Source organism: Rhodovastum atsumiense, from assembly GCF_937425535.1.
GTDB classification, from domain to species: domain Bacteria; phylum Pseudomonadota; class Alphaproteobacteria; order Acetobacterales; family Acetobacteraceae; genus Rhodovastum; species Rhodovastum atsumiense.
In genome coordinates this window covers 3462897-3480365 of record NZ_OW485601.1, presented here as the reverse complement: position 1 = coordinate 3480365, position 17469 = coordinate 3462897, and the positions used below count along the sequence as shown (strand labels likewise).

The 17469-nt window shown below is 69.9% G+C and carries 15 protein-coding genes; 4 read left to right on the top strand and 11 right to left on the bottom strand.

Annotated elements, in window-relative coordinates:
- Positions 1-78: 78 nt before the first annotated feature.
- Positions 79-867: a helix-turn-helix transcriptional regulator gene (locus NBY65_RS15870; protein WP_150039253.1), complete on the top strand. Its 789-nt coding sequence runs from the start codon at positions 79-81 to the stop codon at positions 865-867.
- Here NBY65_RS15870 and NBY65_RS15865 read toward each other — a convergent pair whose 3' ends face one another.
- Positions 868-1776, bottom strand: a complete 909-nt coding sequence (locus tag NBY65_RS15865; protein ID WP_150039252.1) for a calcium-binding protein — start codon at positions 1774-1776, stop codon at positions 868-870. It lies immediately after the preceding gene.
- A 164-nt stretch (positions 1777-1940) separates the two neighbouring features.
- Between NBY65_RS15865 and NBY65_RS15860 the strand changes: the two genes are divergently transcribed.
- Positions 1941-2276 (top strand): protease inhibitor I42 family protein, encoded by a 336-nt coding sequence (locus tag NBY65_RS15860; RefSeq protein ID WP_150039251.1) that lies wholly within the window; start codon positions 1941-1943, stop codon positions 2274-2276.
- A 121-nt stretch (positions 2277-2397) separates the two neighbouring features.
- On the opposite strand, the gene NBY65_RS15855 is transcribed toward NBY65_RS15860, so the two are convergent.
- Together NBY65_RS15855 and NBY65_RS15850 are read right to left on the bottom strand one after the other, a co-directional pair.
- The gene (locus tag NBY65_RS15855; protein ID WP_150039250.1) at positions 2398-4488 is read right to left on the bottom strand and encodes an FAD-dependent oxidoreductase; all 2091 of its coding nucleotides are present in this window, start codon (positions 4486-4488) and stop codon (positions 2398-2400) included.
- Between the two features lie 139 nt (positions 4489-4627).
- Positions 4628-6439: a putative bifunctional diguanylate cyclase/phosphodiesterase gene (locus tag NBY65_RS15850; RefSeq protein ID WP_162530409.1), complete on the bottom strand. Its 1812-nt coding sequence runs from the start codon at positions 6437-6439 to the stop codon at positions 4628-4630.
- 493 nt (positions 6440-6932) lie between these two features.
- Here NBY65_RS15850 and NBY65_RS15845 point away from each other — a divergent pair, with 493 nt between their 5' ends.
- On the top strand, positions 6933-8912 hold the full coding sequence (locus tag NBY65_RS15845; protein WP_162530408.1) for a methyl-accepting chemotaxis protein: 1980 nt from the start codon (positions 6933-6935) through the stop codon (positions 8910-8912).
- A 17-nt stretch (positions 8913-8929) separates the two neighbouring features.
- On the opposite strand, the gene NBY65_RS15840 is transcribed toward NBY65_RS15845, so the two are convergent.
- From NBY65_RS15840 to NBY65_RS15810, 7 genes are all read right to left on the bottom strand, one after another.
- Positions 8930-9124 (bottom strand): hypothetical protein, encoded by a 195-nt coding sequence (locus NBY65_RS15840; protein WP_150039248.1) that lies wholly within the window; start codon positions 9122-9124, stop codon positions 8930-8932.
- 34 nt (positions 9125-9158) lie between these two features.
- Positions 9159-9713, bottom strand: coding sequence for a rhodanese family protein (locus tag NBY65_RS15835; RefSeq protein WP_150039247.1), 555 nt, complete (start codon positions 9711-9713; stop codon positions 9159-9161).
- A 29-nt stretch (positions 9714-9742) separates the two neighbouring features.
- Positions 9743-10045, bottom strand: a complete 303-nt coding sequence (locus NBY65_RS15830) for an ArsR/SmtB family transcription factor (protein WP_150039246.1) — start codon at positions 10043-10045, stop codon at positions 9743-9745.
- A 642-nt stretch (positions 10046-10687) separates the two neighbouring features.
- Positions 10688-12373 carry a Na+/H+ antiporter gene (locus NBY65_RS15825; RefSeq protein WP_239002670.1) on the bottom strand — a complete coding sequence of 562 codons (1686 nt, stop codon included), beginning with the start codon at positions 12371-12373 and terminating at the stop codon, positions 10688-10690.
- 223 nt (positions 12374-12596) lie between these two features.
- Positions 12597-13733 carry an L-talarate/galactarate dehydratase gene (locus tag NBY65_RS15820; protein ID WP_150039244.1) on the bottom strand — a complete coding sequence of 379 codons (1137 nt, stop codon included), beginning with the start codon at positions 13731-13733 and terminating at the stop codon, positions 12597-12599.
- A 33-nt stretch (positions 13734-13766) separates the two neighbouring features.
- Complete coding sequence (locus NBY65_RS15815; protein ID WP_150039243.1) at positions 13767-15092, bottom strand: MFS transporter; 1326 nt, start codon at positions 15090-15092, stop codon at positions 13767-13769.
- 226 nt (positions 15093-15318) lie between these two features.
- Positions 15319-15504, bottom strand: coding sequence for a hypothetical protein (locus NBY65_RS15810; RefSeq protein ID WP_150039242.1), 186 nt, complete (start codon positions 15502-15504; stop codon positions 15319-15321).
- Here NBY65_RS15810 and NBY65_RS15805 point away from each other — a divergent pair.
- The gene (locus NBY65_RS15805; protein WP_150039241.1) at positions 15503-16555 is read left to right on the top strand and encodes a LacI family DNA-binding transcriptional regulator; all 1053 of its coding nucleotides are present in this window, start codon (positions 15503-15505) and stop codon (positions 16553-16555) included. The two genes, NBY65_RS15810 and NBY65_RS15805, sit on opposite strands and share 2 nt — an antisense overlap.
- 42 nt (positions 16556-16597) lie before the next feature.
- Here NBY65_RS15805 and NBY65_RS15800 read toward each other — a convergent pair whose 3' ends face one another.
- Entirely contained in the window at positions 16598-17446 is an 849-nt protein-coding gene (locus NBY65_RS15800; protein WP_150039240.1) for a MipA/OmpV family protein, read from the bottom strand.
- Positions 17447-17469 lie beyond the last annotated feature (23 nt).

Genomic DNA, 17469 nt, shown 5'->3' with positions numbered 1-17469 from the left:
TGAAGAAGCCTCCCATTCTTCCGCCGCCGGTGGCCCCGGTATAAGTGGGGCAGTTATCCTGGTATATCTTGTTCCCCCATGTTGCTGCCGGCCGACCAGCGGCGCCTGCTCGGCGCCTTCCTCCGCCGCCACCGCGAGGCCCTGGCCCCCGCGGCGGCCGGGCTGCCGGCGACGCCCCGCCGCCGCACCCCGGGGTTGCGGCGGGAGGAAGTGGCGCAGCTCTGCGGCATCAGCACCACCTGGTACAGCTGGGTCGAGCAGGGGCGTGACATCGCCCTCTCCGCCGGCGCCCTGGCACGGCTGGCGGAGGCGCTGCGGCTGAGCGCGGCGGAACGGGCCTACCTGTTCGAGCTGGCACGCCGACGCGACCCCGCGCCACCCGCCGCCGGACCGCCCCCGGACGCCGCCCCGCCCGAGCTGCTGGAGGCGCTGCGGATAATGGCGGCGCCGTGCTACCTGCTCGACCGGCACTGGCGCGCCCGCGGCTGCAACGACGGGGCGGCCCGGCTCTTCGCCCCCTGGCTCGACAGCGGCGAGCCCTGCCTGCTGCGCTGGGTCTTCCTCGATCCCGCCGCGCGCGCCTTCATCTGCGACTGGCCGGACCGGGCCCGCCGGCTGCTCGCGGAGTTCCGCGCCGACACCGCCCACCACCCCGACGATCCCGGGCTGCGGCAGCTCGTCGAGGACTTGCGGCGGGCGAGCCCCGCCTTCGCCGGGTTCTGGAACGACCATGCCGTGCTGGCCCGCGAGGGCGGCGCGCGCAGCTTCAACCACCCGCAGGACGGCGTGCTGCGCTACGAACAGGTCACCTTCATCCCGGCCGCCCTGCCCGACCACAAGCTGGTCGTGCTGCTGCCCGGCCGGTGATCAGGCAAAGGTCGTGCCGAAATCGGCGACGGTCAGGTGCAGGCTGTCCATCAGCTCGATTTCCGCCAGCGGTCGCGCCGGAACCTCCGGCCGGACATCCGCCCCCGGGTATCCGTAGATGGACGCGACCTGGATCAAGGTGTGCCCGTTGGGCAGGATGTCGTAGCGGAGTTGCAGGGCGAAACTGGCCGTGAACGGTCGGGTGCCGAGGAAGCGGGGGGCCTGCTGTCCGGGCGGAAGGGAATGATTCCTGTAGCCCGACAGGTCCAGGACATCCCGTCCCTGCTGAAAATCGGTGACGAGGTCGCGCTGGCCCGGCCCCACCCCGGTATCGACACTGCCAAAGAGGCCGCGGGTGAAGACGAAACGGTCGTTGCCGGCCCCGCCGGTGAGGATATCGGCGCCGTAACCGCCCCGGAGCGTGTCGTTGCCTTCCCCGCCGAGGATGACGTCGCGCCCGCCCCCGCCATCGATGCTGTCATCCCCGGCCTCGCCCTGCAGCACGTCGTCGCCGTCGAGCGCATCGAAGGCCTCGAACGCGCTCGGGCTGCCCCCGAAGCTGCCGACTCCCCTGATGACGTCGTTGCCCGCCCCGCCCAGGACGGTATCCGCGCCGAAACCGGCGGTGATGGTGTCCGCGCCGGCTTCCCCCAGAATCAGGTTCCGGCCGGGAAGCGGGCTGTCGGATACCATGTCGTCGGGGAAGCGCGGCGTCGGTCCGTTCATGGCATCGCCGACCAGGCTGTCGGCGCCGTCGCCGCCGAGGATGACGTCGTTGCCGCCATTGACGGTGAGGATGTCGCGACCGTCGCCGAAGACGGTGTCATTGCTGCGATAGGCCAGGATAAGGTCATCGCCTGGGCTGCCGTCCAGACGGTCCGCCGCCGACGTCCCGCGCACCACCCGCATGACGCTTCCTTCCGCGTATTATTTATATCATGATTGCCGCATTACTTCGATCCGGCCACAAGTGCAAATGACACCACCGTGGCGGCGGTCGTCGGACAAGATCTTTACATTGATCAATCACTGCGCCAGCATGCCGGTGGATTGGCCGGTTTGGAGAGTTCGGCATGACCGACTATGTCGTCACCGAAGCGATGCTTGCGTCCGGGCTGGCCCGGGCCGCCCTTGCCATCGGCGACCACCTCGTGGTCCGGCTCGCGGAGAACCCCAGCACGGGCTACTCCTGGCATGTCGACCAGTCCGGCATCCTGACGCTGGTCGGAAGCGATTACCTGCCGCAGGCCATCCCGCAGCGGGGCTGGGTCGGCTCGGGCGGCGAGCACAGCTTCCGCTTCCATGCACAGACGGCGGGCGCCTCCGAACTGCGGCTGTCCTATTCGCGGCCGTGGGAACATGACCAGGCGCCGGCGCAAACCGCCGTCATCGCCGTAGAGGCGCGGTAGGACGCATCGCGGGGCGCTGCCCCGCCCCCGCCAGGAGGCCTTGCCTCCTGGACCTCCACCAAGGGCAAAGCCCTTGGAACCCGCCGCGCAGCACACCCGGGGTGCAGGGGCCCCCTGGCCTTCAGCAAGCCTTCCGCCGCGCCGCCTGGGCACGGGCGCAATCAGGGCACACCCGATGCAATCCCCCACCGCCGTGCAACCGCGCCCCGACACGGCCGAACTGTGCCGCGGTGACGTAGTATTTTCCGCAGGACTCGCAGGTGAGCATCGGCTGGCGGCACACCACGGTGCCGGTGATCACGGTAGCCCGGCTGCCGCCCTCGTCCTCGATGCGGATGGCCCCGGTGGGACAGGCGGCGGCGCAGGCGCCGCAGCCGATGCAACTGCGCGAGGGATGGGTGAAGTCGTCGAACACCAGCCGCCCGCCCGCCGCTTCCTCCATGTGCAGCGCCTCGGTGCCCAGTTCGCTGCACACCAGCTCGCACAGGCCGCAGCCGATGCAGGCGTCGCAACGCAGGCAGCGGCTGGCCTCGCGCCGCGCATCCGCCTCGGTCAGCCCGAGTTCGATCGGCGAGTAGTTGCCGCGCCGTTCATGCGCCACGCGCTGCGGCATCGCCGGACGCAGCCGGACGCTGCGCTGCACCGCGTCGGTCGCCACCATCGGCACGATCGGGCGGGGCGCCGGGGCTGCCGCCGGCCGCCCCATGACGAAGGCATCGATCGAGGCCGCCGCGGTCTTGCCGGCGCGCACCGCCGCCACCACGGTGCTCGCGCCATGCGCCACGTCGCCGCCGGCATAGATCCCCGGCTCGGCGGTGGCGGCGGTCACCGGATCGGCGACGATGTAGCCGGAGCGGATCTCCACCCGCGTCCCGTCCAGGCAGGACAGCGCCGCTTCCTGCCCCACCCCGGCCAGCACGTGATCGACCTCCAGCGTCAGCGTCTCGCCGCCCTCGCGCCGTTCCGCCTCGGTGGCATTGGGCGAACGGCGGAACACCACCCGCCGGTCCGGCAGCACCTGCTCCGGCACCCACAGGTCGCGGATCTCCACGCCTTCGGCCAGCGCCAGCGCCAGCTCGTGCGGCGCGGCCGGCATCTCGGCACGGCGCCGCCGGTAGACCATGGTCACCTGCCGCGCGCCCTGGCGCAGCGCCGTCATCGCCGCATCCACCGCGGTGTTGCCGCCACCGATCACCAGCACGCGCGGGCCGACCCGCGGATCCTCCCCCCGCGCCACGCTGGCCAGGAAATCCGTGGCGCCGCGCACGAAGGGCAGGTCCTCGCCGGGGATGCCGGTGCGCCGCGACAATTGCAGGCCGAGCGCCAGGTAGACCGCATCGAAGCCCTGCGCGCGCAGGTCCGCCGCGGTGCGGATGGCATGGCCGGTACGGATGGTCACACCGGCGCGCCGGATGTGCTCGATCTCGGCGTCCAGGATCGCCGGCGGCAGCCGGTAGGCCGGGATGCCGTAGCGCATCATGCCGCCGGCCTGCTCGCGCGCCTCGAAGATCTCCACTTGGTGGCCCTTGACCGCGAGGTAATAGGCGACGGTCAGACCGGCCGGGCCGGACCCGACCACCGCGATGCGCCGCCCGGTCGGGGCGGGCCGCGCCGGCGGCACCGGGCGGCGGCTTTGCTCCGCCACCAGCGCCTTCAGCGGGCGGATGAACAACGCCGACCCGGTGGCGCCGCGCAGGCAGGCATCCTCGCAGGGGGCCGGGCAGACCAGGCCGCAGGAATGCGGCAGCGGGTTGTCCTCGGCGATCACCTGCAGCGAGTCGTCGTATTCGCGCCGGGCGATATGGGCGAGGAAGCCAGGGATATCGATATCAGCCGGGCACGCGGTGCGGCAGGGCGCGGCGCGGGAGCGCAGGCAGGTACCGTCCGGACAGTCGCCCTTCAGCGCATGCGCGACCCACGCCTCCCGCGAGGTCGCGAGCGAGGCGGCCAGCATCTCCGCCGCCTTGGCGTCATGCGCACCGAGCTCCCGGGCGAGGTGGTCGAGGCTGTCGAGATGCGCGGCGGAGCCCCGCCCCAGGGTGATCTCGGCGATCAGCCGGGCTGCCCGCGCCAACGCCTGCCGCTGTGCCCGGGGCGCCGCCTCCGCCTCCCGCCAGCGGCGGCGCATGGCCTCGCGCATCGCCTCGACGACGCAATCGCCCGCCGGCGCGCTGCGGCCCGGCTTGTCGAGACAGGCGATGCCCTGGTCCATGGTGCCTCCAGATGCTGTGTGTCGGAACGGTCCACCAACAGATCTGTCGGCGCCGGCGCCACATTGGCATTCCACGACGCGACTGTCATGCACCCGGAATAATTTATTCCTGTAAAAGATTGTTCTTTTGCAATAACGTTCAGCGCGGCACGGTGCCGCCGGCCCGCAGCAATTGCCCGAACGCCTCGGCCGGCATCGGCCGGCCGAACAGGTAGCCCTGCACCTCGGTGCAGCCCTCGGCGCGCAGCAGCGCCACCTGTGCGGCGGTTTCCACCCCCTCGGCATTCGCCGTCAGGCCGAGCGCCTCGCTCAGCCCGACCACGGCGCGCACGATGGCGGCGGCGTTGGCGTCCCCGTCGAGGGTCTCGACGAAGCTGCGGTCGATCTTGAGCTTGTCGAAGCGGAATTTCTGCAGGTAGCCCAGGCTCGAATGGCCGGTGCCGAAATCATCCATGGCGATGCGCACGCCCAGGGCCCGGATGCGGTTCAGCCCGGCGAGGGTCGCGTCGGTATTGTGCAGCAGCACGCCCTCGGTGATCTCCAGTTCCAGCCGCGAGGGCGCGAGACCGGAGGCCCGCAGGGCGGCTTCCAGCGTGGCGTGGAAGCCGGGCTGGCGGAACTGCACCGGCGAGACGTTGACGGCGACGCCGATCGGATCCGGCCAGGTGGCGGCGACGCGGCAGGCTTCCTGCAGCACCCAGGCGCCGATCGGGCCGACCATGCCGATCTCCTCGGCGAGGGCGATGAAATGGGTGGGCGGGATCGGCCCGTATCCGGGACGGTTCCAGCGCAGCAGCGCCTCGGCCCCGATCACCGCGCCGGTGCGCACGTCCACCTGCGGCTGGTAGTGCAGGAACAGCTCGCCATTGGCCATGGCGGAGCGCAGGTCGAGTTCCATGGCCCGCCGCTCCATCAGCCGCGCGTTCATCTCCGGGGCGAAGAAGCAGAAGCCGCCGCGGCCGGCCTCCTTGGCCTGGTACAGCGCCACGTCCGCGTTCTTCAGCATCTGCCCGGGCTCGCTTTCGCCGCCGCCGAAGGCGATGCCGATGCTTACCCCCACGCTCGCCTGCTGGCCGTTCAGGTTGATCGGATCCTCGAGCGCGGCGATCAACCGGTGCGACAGCCTCTGCGCGTCGTCGGGCTGGCGCGCCCGCGGCTGGATCACCGCGAACTCGTCGCCGCCGAGCCGGGCCAGGGTGTCGCTCTCGCGCAGGCAGGCGCGCAGCCGTGCCGTCACGGTGCGCAGCAACTGGTCGCCGGCGGCGTGGCCCAGGGTGTCGTTCACTTCCTTGAAGCGATCGAGATCCAGGCACAGCACCGCGACCTTGCCGCCCTCGCGCCGGGCCAGGGCCAGGGCCTGTTCCAGCCGGTCGGCGAACAGGCCCCGATTGGGCAGGCCGGTCAGCAGGTCATGCGCCGCAAGATAGCTCGCGCGCGCCAGGGCCTGGTTGAGCAGACGCAACGGAATGACGCGCAGCACGATGAACAGCAGCGTGCCCGCCAGCGCCGAGCCCGCGCCGAGCAGCAGCGTCTCCAGCAAAGGGGTGCGGAACGAGCGGGAAACCTCGGCCTCGCCCAGCCATGTCCGCCCGTCCATGATCCGCGCGCGGCGTGAGAGCACCGGCCAGGCCAGGTCCTCCGACGGCACCGATTCCAGGACCAGCCGCCCGGTACGGTCGTAGACGCGCCGGCGCTCCTGCGCCGGTTCCGCCTCGTCCTCGTCGGCGGGGATCGCGGCGGAGACGCGCGCCCCGTCGAAATGCCAGAACGCGGGGTTCTGATGCGCCAGGATCGCCACCTCCGCCGCGTGCAACCGCGCGCTCGTGCGCAGCGCGCCATGCAGGTCGGAATAGTTTGCGAAAAACGCAGAAATAGGCGGTGCCAGGGCGAAGGCCGTTGCCGCCAGCCCGGCCAGGATCGTGACGGTGCGCGTAACGGTGCGATCGGCCAAGGGCGGCGCCGATCCCGCGAACGAACGCACCAGGGCAAGGCATCTCACCGCCATGCGAAGCGCATGCAAGAGACGGGCGGAGGTCACGAAGATCTTCCGGAGAGCGATTTGTTCTACAGAGGGCAGAAGGGATGTTTCTATGCGAAATGCCAGAGCGCAAGCCAGGAGAATCGAAACATTCGCCGGCGTTTCTTCCCCCTGCCCGGGCCGGCAGCGTATGCCGCGCCGCCTCGTGGCCCCGGCGAGGAACGCCGGCCGGAACCGTCCCCCGAGCGTCACACCAGCGGGCCAAACACGTCATTCAGAGGAAATTATGCTTTCATGTTTGCCTCTCATTGGCTATGCGAAATGTGGATAATTTAATGCCAATACCCTCGTCCGCCTCTGCCTGGCGACGGCGGCGCCTTGGCGGCCTTCCTGAATCAACACCCTGCGAACCGCGCTACCTCTTCCCGCAAGCCTTCCTCGCCGCCTCGTCCTGAAAGCTCCCCTCATGGCCCTCGCCCTCGGCATTCGTCCGCGCATCTTCGGCGGCTTCGCCATCCCACTGGCTCTGCTCGTGTTCTCCGCGGTGCTCGCCGGCGGCGGCATCCAGACGATCCGGCAGGCCATCGTCACCGCGCAGGAATCGGCGCGGCAGACCCAGATGGCCACCGACCTCAGTGCCGCCGCCACGCTGATGCGTACCGGGGCGTTCCGATTCCTGGTCAGCGAGGCCGAGACCGACCGGCGCGCCGCCGAGCAGACCATCGCCGAGGTGAAGCAACGCCTCGCCGCCCTCAGCGGCATGCCCGGCAGCGAGGCGCTCGCCGGACAGCTCGCGAGCTATGAGGCCACCATCACCCGCCTGATGACACATTCGCAGGCACGCCAGATCGCCAATGGCATCGTGACACGGGAAGGGGCGGTGGTCGGCAGCCTGGTGCACACCTTGCTCGGGGATCTCGCCGCCCGCGGGGCCAGGGAGGCGGAAGCGGTCGTGCAGATCGACGAGGCCATCACCGCCGTGTTGACCTTCCAGGCACGTCACTTCGCCACGCGCGACCAGGGCCAGGGCCAGATCGTCACCGCCGAGGCGGCGCGGGCGCTGCAGGAGCTTGACGCGGTGCTGCCCGCCCTCGGCAGGGCGCCGGAGGCCGAGCTGGCAGCCGCGCTGCGTCCGCGGCTGCAGGCTCTGGGCGAGGCGGCGCTGGCCGGGATGGCGGAAAGCCGCGCGCTCGACACCGCCTACGCCGAGGCAGGACGGGCCGGACAGACACTCACCAAGGCCATCACCGCCCTGAGCACCGGGGCCGTGCACGACGGCGAGACCGCGCTCGACCACGCCACCGTCGCGGCCGGGGATGTCTTCGCCGTGGTGACCCGGACCACGACGCTGGCCGCGCTGGTCGGCTGCGGGCTTGCCATCCTGATCGCGCTCTCCATCACCCGCCCGGTGGCCGGGCTGGTCCAGGCCCTGGGCCGGATCGCCGCGGGCGATCTCGCCGGCGCCGTCGCCGGCACGGACCGGGGCGACGAACTCGGGGCGATGGCCCGCTCGACCGAGATCTGCCGCCAGGGCCTGGCGGAGAGCGCACGCCTGCGCGCCACCGAGGAACGGACCCGGGCGGATGCCGCGACCGCACAGAAGGCCGCCCTGCACGGCCTGGCCGATGCGTTCGAGGGCGAAGTCGGCGGCATCGTCGCGGCGGTGGCGCAGGCGGCTTCCGGCATGGAGGAAACCGCGCGGGCCCTGTCGGCAACGGCGGAGGCGGCGTTCCGCCAGACCGCGACGATGCGCGACACCGCCGGGCACGCCAGCGGCAAGGTCGGCGCCGTCGCCGCCGCCGCCGAGGAACTCAGCGCCTCGGTTGGCGAGATCTCCCGCCGCATCACCGAGACCGCCACCGCCAGCACGCGCGCGGCCGAGGCGGCACGGCAGGCGGACGGGACGGTCGCCGGTCTCGCCCAGGCGGCCGAGCGGATCGGCGACGTGGTGACACTGATCCAGAACATCGCCAGCCAGACCAACCTGCTGGCCCTGAACGCCACCATCGAGGCCGCCCGTGCCGGCGAGGCCGGCCGCGGCTTCGCCGTGGTGGCCGGCGAGGTCAAGAATCTGGCCGGCCAGACCGCGCGGGCAACCGCCGACATCGCCGGGCAGGTCACCCGGATCCAGGGCGCCACCGGCGAAGCGGTGGCAGCGCTGCGCGCCATCACCGACACCATCGCCGAGGTAAACCGACTCTCCGCCGCGGTGGCCGTCGCGGTCGGGCAGCAGGGCAGCACCACGCGCGAGATCGCCACCCATGTCACCGCCGCCGCCGCCGACACCGCCGGGGTCTCTGGCCAGGCGGCGGGGCTGTCGGATGCCTCACGGCGGGTGGATGACGCGGCGAACGACGTGCTGGCCGGCGCCTCCGGCCTTTCGGACCGGTCCGGGCAGTTGCGCCATCAGGTCGAGACGTTCCTCGCCCGCGTCAGGGCCGCCTGAACGGCCACCGGCGGCTTCTACCAGGCTGGCGGGCGATAGCCGTGATAAGGCCCGTACTCGGGTGGGGGTGGCGGGGGCGGCTGGTAATAGCCCGGGCCATGCCCCCAGCCATGCCGCGGCGGAGGCGGCGGGGGCGGCAGCACGCAACCGGCCAGAACCGCAGCAAGCCCCAGCACGGCCAACGCCATGGCCGCGCGACGGGGTGATGACATGACGCGAATCCCTCTCAGTCGATCCCGCCCCGGATCATGACAGGGGCGGCACGTCGTGGCGACGTCCGTCGGGAACCTGCCGGTTCCACGGCATGCGCCGCAGCAGCACCGCCATGCCACAGGTGCCGCTGACCCCGGCGAAGACCAGGCCGGCGCCCACGAAGGCCGACACCCCATAAAGCCAGGGCGAGACCAGCGCCCCCAGCACCACCCCCAGCACCACCAGCGTGCCCGCCGCGATCTGCACCTGCCGCATCAGCTCCAGCGGCTGGCGCCGGTCGGCGGCCACCGGCAGGCCGGCCCGCTTCCAGGCGTCGATCCCACCCGCGACCACATAGGCCGGGCCGGCCCCCGCCCTGGCGGCGAGGCGGGCGGCATGGGCCTGGGTGCGGGCACCGCTGCGGCAATGGAACACCACCGCCCGTCCCGGCGGCAGCACCGGCTCCGCCGCCCCGAGGCGCGACAGCGGCAGGTTGAGCGCACCGGGAATGCGCTCACGCGCATGCTCGTCCGGCTCGCGCACATCGACCAGCACGGCGCCCTCGCGCAGTTTGCCGGCGGCTTCTTCCGGCGTGATGGATGTCAGCATGGCTTCCCCTTTTCCCAGTGATGCGCGGATCAACCTTCCGGCGGGCAATAAAGGTCACGCAGCACCGTAAGCACTTGCGCCGCCTTGCGATCGGCCAGCCGGTAGAACACCGTCTGTGCCTCCTTGCGGGTGGCCACCAGCCCATCGGCCCGCAACCTGGCCAGGTGCTGCGACAGCGCGGATTGCGAGAGGCCGACCACATCGGCCAGGGCCCCCACCGTCATCTCTCCCGCGCCGACCAGATGGCACAGCACCAGCAGGCGCCGCTCATTGGCCAACAGCCGCAGCAGGCGTGCCGCCTCGGCCGCTTTCGCTTCCAGTCCCGCCGCCATTGCCCTGCCGTCGCGTACCCGCTCCGTTTATCATATTTTCCTAAATTAGAAAATTCTTATGTAAATTGCAAGCCGGAACCGGAAGAGCACGGCAAATTCTCATTCGGAGCCCTTGCGGAACTATGTGGTCGATCCAACGTTTCCGGCGGGTGTCGTCCATGACTACCACGGACACTTTCCTCTTCCGCGACTGGAGGACGGGCCGGGCCGGTGCCCGGCCCCTTTTTCCCTGACCTCCGGGTCAGTCGGACCGGGTGGTCACGACCAGGTTGCCGCGGGCCATGCGCGTCGCGATGGTTCGGGCAGGAGCCGCCCCGCCTCGGCCAGCCGCGCCCGCTCGGCGAGGCGCCGCTGGACCTGGTGGTCGAACGCCTCGCCAATCGAGGGGCCCGGGCAAGCAGAAGGGGGCCTGAAGCCCCCTTCCCCACCAGCATTTATCCAGTATTTCGGCGGATATTAAGCCTTTTAGCGTTCAGCAGACCGGTCTCTCCAGGCAATCAAGCCAACCGCCGCGAGCGTTCCAAGCATCAGCATGAAAATAGGATCAAAAAACACGACTTGTTCCCCTAGGTTTGTTTTCTGAATCAACGCCAGATTCGTAGCAATGTTTCCAAAAATTCTCCAGATTAACGGAAATATATTTTAGGATAATTCGGATTTTACTACATTGTTACCATTAATGCCCTTGCCACCCACGGACCCGCCCGCCCCTTCCTCCAGCAGGTCGAGTTCCTGCACGAGCCTGCGGGCGGTTTCCGTGCCGATGCGGCGCCGCTGCGCCAACCGGAAGATTTCCGCCCGTTCCGCCTGGATGGCCGCGACGAACAAGGTCCGCTCGATCCGTTCGGCCTCGCGGGACGGGAGCAGATCCGCGCCCTCCGCCGCGGGATCGCCGGTGCGGGAACGGTAGAGCTCCATGATCCGGCCGATGGCCGCGCGCCAGGTCTCCGCCCCGGCATGGCCGGGGGCCAGGGCGGCCTGGGCGCGTTCGATCGCCCGCAGCCCCGCGCGCGCCGCCGCCAGCCGGGCCATGTCCTCCTCGGCCGCGTGCGACAGTTCCTGCGGCATCCGCACGCCGCGCAGCAGCGGCGGCAACCCGATGCTGGCGATGACCAGCGACAGCACGATCACCGCCATGGCCAGGAAAATGGCAAGGTCGCGTTCGGGAAAGGCGGTGCCGTCCGGCAAGGCCACCGGCAGCGTCATGACGCCGGCGAGGGTGACGACGCCGCGCACCCCGGCCAGCGACGCCGCGGCCAGCAGGCGGGTGGGCGGCCGGTGCGCCACCACGCCGCGCCGCCGCGCCCGCCAGAGCACGAGGCGCAGCGACACCCAGACCCAGGCGAAGCGCAGGGCGACGATGCCGGCGGTGATGGCCAGCACGTCGAACGCCAGCCGCCACGGGCCGTCATGCCCGGTCAGCCACGCCGTCTCTGCGGCACGGCCCAGGATGACGGGCAATTGCTCGCCCAGCAGGACGAAGATGACGCCATTGGCGGCGAACTGGATCGTGTCCCACACCGCGTTCATCCGGGTGCGTGCGGCGGCGGAGGCAAGGCCTTCGGCATCGATGAAGCTGACCATCACGCCGGAGGCCACCGCGGCGAGGATGCCGGACCCGTGCAGGGATTCGGCGAGGATGTAGGAGCCGAACGGCCCGAGCAGGCTGACCAGGATCAGCGTTTCGATCTCCTCGCCGCTCCGGCGGTTCACCCAGGCCAGACCCTGCGTCACCAGCCAGGTGAAGGCGGCCCCCGCCGCCAGCCCCGACGTGGCGACCCACAGGAAGCTCAGCGTTGCATCCAGCAGCGAGAACCCGCCCGACAGGGCGGCGGCCACGGCGAAGCGGAAGCAGATCAGGCCGGACGCATCGTTGAGCAGCGCCTCGCCTTCCAGGACGTGCATCAGCCGCTTCGGCAGCTTCGTGCGCGCGGTGATGGCGGCCACCGCGATCGGATCGGTGGGCGAGAGGATCGCCGCCAGCGCGAAAGCCACCGCCAGCGGCATGGCCGGGACCAGGGCGTGGACCAGGGCGCCGATCCCGGCCACGCTGAAGACGACGAGGCCAAGCGCCAGCCCCAGCACGGGCCGCCAGTCGCGCAGCATGTCTTCCTTGGGGATACGCCAGCCATCGAGGAACAGCAGCGGCGGCAGGAACAGCAGGAAGAAAACCTCGGGCTGCAGCTCGACGCGCAGCCCGCCCGCGGCGCCGATCGCGGCCCCCAGCGCGATCTGGACCAGCGGGCGCGGCAAGGGCAGCGGCACCAGCCGGACAATGAGACCCCCGGCCACCGCCGCCAGCAGCAGCGCCAGGGTTTCCGTGACCACTTCCAACGAGGCGTCCCCATGAAATCGATGCGGAGATAATATCGCCGCGTTGGGGCGTTGCCCCAAGCCCCACCAGGAGGCTTTGCCTCCTGGACCTCCACCAAGGGCCAGAGGCCCTTGGATCCCATTCTTTGCCGCGCAGCGCGAATGGGCTTGGGCCGCGAAGCGGACCAAGGGGGCCTTGTGGCCCCTACCGGGTCGAGGGCGGAGCCCTCGCCTTTCCTTACGCCCGAGCCCCGAACTCCGCGCTCTCGCGCGTCCAGGCAAGGGCCTGTTCGCTCATGCTGACGCCCAGTCCCGGCCGGGTCGGCACCAGCATGCGCCCGTCGCGCAGTTCCAGCCTTTCGTTGAACAGCGGTTCCAGCCATTCGAAATGTTCCACCCACGGCTCGCGCTGCATGGCGGCGGCGAGGTGGATGTGCAGTTCCATGGAGAAGTGGGGCGCGATGCGCATGCCCGCGAACTCGGCCAGGGTCGCCACCTTCAGGTAGGGCGTGATGCCGCCGACGCGCGGGGCATCAGGCATCAGGAAGTCGGCGCCGTCCTGGCGGATGAATTCCCAGTGCTCGTGCACGCTGGTCAGCATCTCGCCGGTGGCGATCGGCGTGTCGAGCGAGGCGGCGAGCGCCGCGTGCCCCGCGGCGTCGTAGCAGTCGAGCGGTTCCTCGATCCAGGTCAGGTTGAACTGTTCGAAGATGCGGCCCATGCGCTGCGCGGTCGGGCGGTCCCATTGCTGGTTGGCGTCCACCATCAGCGGGAAGCTGTCGCCGAGATGGGCGCGCAGTCTGGTCAGGCGCTCGATGTCGGCGGCGCAGTCGGGCTGGCCGACTTTCAGCTTGATGCCGCCGATGCCGCGGGCGCGCGAGGCGGTGGCGTTTTCCATCACCTGCTCGATCGGCGTGTGCAGGAAGCCGCCCGAGGTGTTGTAGCAGCGCACGGAATCCCGCTGCGCGCCGAGCAGCTTGGCCAGGGGCAATCCGGCGCGTCGTGCCTTGAGGTCCCACAACGCCACGTCGAAGGCGCCGATCGCCTGGGCGGCGATGCCGCTGCGCCCGACCGAGGCACCGGCCCAGCTGAGCTTATCCCAGGCCTTGGCGATGTCGTTCGGGTCCTCGCCGAGCAGGGCCGGGGCGATTTCCTTCGCGTGCGCGAACTGGCCGGGGCCGCCGGCCCGCTTGGAATAGCTGAAGCCGAGGCCGCGCTGTCCGGCGGTGGTTTCGATCTCGCAGAACAGGATGGCGATCTCGGTCATCGGCTTCTGCCGGCCGGTGAGCACCTTGGCGTCGCTGATCGGGGTCTTGAGCGGCAGGTAGGTGGAATGCAGCCTGATCCAGGCCACGGTTTCCTGGGTGGATGACATGGGGTTCTGTCCTTTGGTCCGAAAAAGAAACGATCAGGCGGCTTTTTCACCAAGTTCCAGCCGGTGCAGCGGGCCAACCACGACGAGGTAGGACAGCGCGCCGACCAGGGCGAGCGCGCCCACGTAGCCGAGGGCGAGGTCGAAGGAGCCCATTTCCTTGACGATGATGCCGATGACGATCGGCGTGACGATGCTGGCGAGATTGCCGCAGAGATTGAAGATGCCGCCGCTGATGCCCATGATCGACTTCGGCGAGACGTCGCCAACGATGCACCAGCCGAGATTGCCGACGCCCTTGGCGAAGAAGGCGATGCTCATCACCAGCACGACCACGACGGTTGATTCCACGTAGTTGGCCAGCACGATGCTGCTGGAGAACAGCAGGCCGGTGATGATCGGCAGCTTGCGCGCGAGCGTCAGGCTGCAGCCGCGGCGCAGCATCCAGTCCGACCAGGTGCCACCGGCCATGCCGCCGATGAAGCCCGCGATCGCCGGGATCGAGGCCACCAGCCCCACTTTCAGGATCGACATGCCCTTGGCTTCCATCAGGTAGGTCGGGAACCAGGTCAGGAAGAACCAGGTGATGGTGGTCAGGCAGAACTGGCCGATATAGATGCCGATCAGCATGCGGTGGGTAACCAGCGCCCGCACCTCCGCCCAGCGCACGCCCTCGCGCGCGGCGGCCATGTCCGGCAGCCCGCCGCCGGCCTGGATGTAGTCCAGCTCGGCCTGGTTGACGCCCGGGTGCTGGCGCGGCTCGCGCACATAGGCCAGCCAGAACAGGCCAAGCACCACGCCGGCGGCGCCGGTCCAGAAGAAGATCACGTGCCAGCTGAAGGCGTGCAGCGTCCAGGTCATCAGCGGGGTGAAGGCAGCGAGCGCGAAATACTGCGCCGACTGGAACACCGCGGTCGCGAACCCGCGCTCGTGGTTGGGGAACCACATCACCGTCAGGCGGCTGTTGGCCGGGAAGGCCGGTGATTCGGCGATCCCCATCAGGAAGCGCAACGCGAACAGCAGCACGAAGGCGCCGGTCACGTGGCCGACGAAGCCCTGCAGGAAGGTGAAGACCGACCAGAGCAGCAGGCCCACGCCATAGACCAGCGGGGCGCCGTAGCGGTCGAGCACCCAGCCGCCGGGGATCTGCATGGCGGTGTAGGCCCAGCCGAAGGCCGAGAACGCCAGCCCCATGGTGATGGCGTCGAAGCCCAGCTCGGCCCGCATCGCCGGGGCCGCGATCGAGAGCGTGGCCCGGTCGACGTAGTTGAAGGTGGTGACGATGAAGATCAGTCCCAGGATAACGTAGCGCGCGTGCGTCTTCCGCATGACACCGCTGACCGCGGCCATGTGGCCTTGCATGTACCGTGTCCTCGCTTTGTTGGGGGCGATTCGTGTCGGCGGCATCGCGAGGCGCTGACACGCATCGTCCTGGCGGGCGTCGTGGCCCGGCCGGTTCGTTTTACATTGATCAGAAAATCAGAATACGATCAGTCGTGCCAAAGCATCGCAAAAATCAAATTGCGATAGTCTGAGCAGCAGATACCGGATTCTGTCAGGAATTTTTCCTACCGAGTGCCAGCAAATTTTATCCTTTCAGGCATCGACCTTGAGTCAATGCTGTTGAAAGTGCCTCAATGAATGAATGGTAGCGCTTCCATGAATCGGTTGCAACAGCATCCGCATTCATCCCGACCGGAATTTCGCGCAGCACGTGGGCAGGCGGCCCGCCCCGGTTGCCCGAACCGGTGCCGCCGCCGAGTATGCCGGCCATGCCCGATCCGAGCACTCCCTCCCCGCCCCGTGCCGTCCCCCCTCGCCGCCCGGCCCGTGGCGGCGGGGCCGCGACGCTCGCCGATGTCGCCCGCGTCGCCGGGGTCGCACCGGTCACCGTCTCGCGCGCGATCAACACCCCCGATGCCCTGCTGCCGGAAACGCTGGCGCTGGTCCGCCAGGCGATCGACAAGGTGGGCTACGTCCCCAACCTGCTCGCCGGCGGCCTGGCTTCCAGCCACAGCCGGCTGGTGGCGGCGATCGTGCCCAGCATCGGCACATCGATGTTCGCCGAAGCGGTCGAGGCCCTGTCGGACCGGCTGAGCGAGGCCGGCTACGAAGTGCTGCTGGGCATTTCCGGCTTCGGGCAATCGCGGGAGGACGAACTGCTCAACGCGGTGCTCAGCCGCCGCCCGGACGCGCTGTTCCTGATCGGCACGGAGCACAGCGCCTCGGCACGGCGGCGCCTGCAGGGCAGCGGCATCCCGGTGGTCGAGGCCTGGGAACTGACGGAGAAGCCGCTCGACCTCGTCGTCGGTTTCTCACACACAGCCACCGGGCGGGCGGCGGCGAAATACCTGCTCGGCAAGGGCTACCGGCGCTTCGCCATCATCGCCGCCTCCGACCGGCGCGCGATGCTGCGGCGCGACGGGTTCCTCGCCGAACTCGCCGGGCAGGGCGTGGGCGAGGTCTTCCAACAGCCGACGGCGGCGCCGGGCACGGTGCGCGGCGGGCGTGCCGCCTTCGCCGCGATCACCGAAGCCGGCCCCTTGCCGGAAGCGGTGTTCTGCACCGTCGATCCGCTGGCCCATGGCGCCATGCTGGAGGCGCAGCAGCGTGGCCTTGTGGTCCCGCGCGATGTCGCGGTCATGGGGTTCGGCGATTTCGCCGACAGCGCCTGGCTGCAGCCGGCGCTGACCACGATCCATTTCGACCGCCGCCGCATCGGTGGCATCGCCGCCGAGGTCATCCTCGCCGAGTTGAACGGCAAGCGCCGGGCCGACCGCGTCATCGATATCGGCTTCGAGGTCGCCGCCCGGGAGAGCGCCTGAGCCCCCCGGGCGGCTTATCGGCCCGCTGTGGCCCGGCCTGCGCTAGAAGCGATAGCCAAGGCCGACCCCGCCCATGACCTGCGTCTTGCGCTCGACGATCGGGCTGTCGGCGGCGTCCGACACCAGTTGCTTCACCGCGACGAAAACATGCGTGGCGATGTGGCGCGACCAGTTCCAGGTCAGGTTGGCGTGCAGGCCGACATCCTGCAGGCCACCGCCCGGTGTGTAGACGGGAAGGCCCGAATTCGCGGATTGCCGGTCGGAGACGCCGAACCAGGTCCGCTCGTACTTGCCATTGGCGAGATGCATGTCGAGCCCGAGCGTGAGCACCGCCTGCGGGGTAATCCGCGTCCGGTAATCCGCCCGCACGCTGCCGAGCAATCCGTTGCCGGTATGGGTGACCGCCTGCCGCAGCTCGGCCGCGACCTCGAACGGGTCGAAGCGGTAGGCGAGGAAGGCACCGGCGGCGAGGCTCGGCTGGATGTCGCCCAGCCCGTTGAGGCGGGCATCATCGCCCTGGTCACGTCCCGCGAAATAGCTCAGCAGCGGACCAGCGCGAAAGCCGTTGTAGTTGACGAGATTGATGCCGAGCCCCTCCGGCGTGAGGAACACGGTGTCACGATAGCGTACCGACAGCATCGGCACCGGGGACGCCTCGTAGCGCTTCGCGCCGGGATAGACCGGCCGGGCGGCGACGCCGAGGCCGAGATTGACGTTCCAGCTCGTGACGGTTTGCTGCGGCGATGCAGCCGGGGCCGACGGGGAGGCAGGATCCGATTGCGCGTGCAACGGCGGTGACACCATCGCCAGCATCACACCGATCGCACCGGCAGCAGCCAGGGACCGGGCCGGGAAGGTCCCGGTCCGGGCAGTCTCGGGGCAGGAAGTCACGTCGTCGTCGTCCTTTCGAAAGC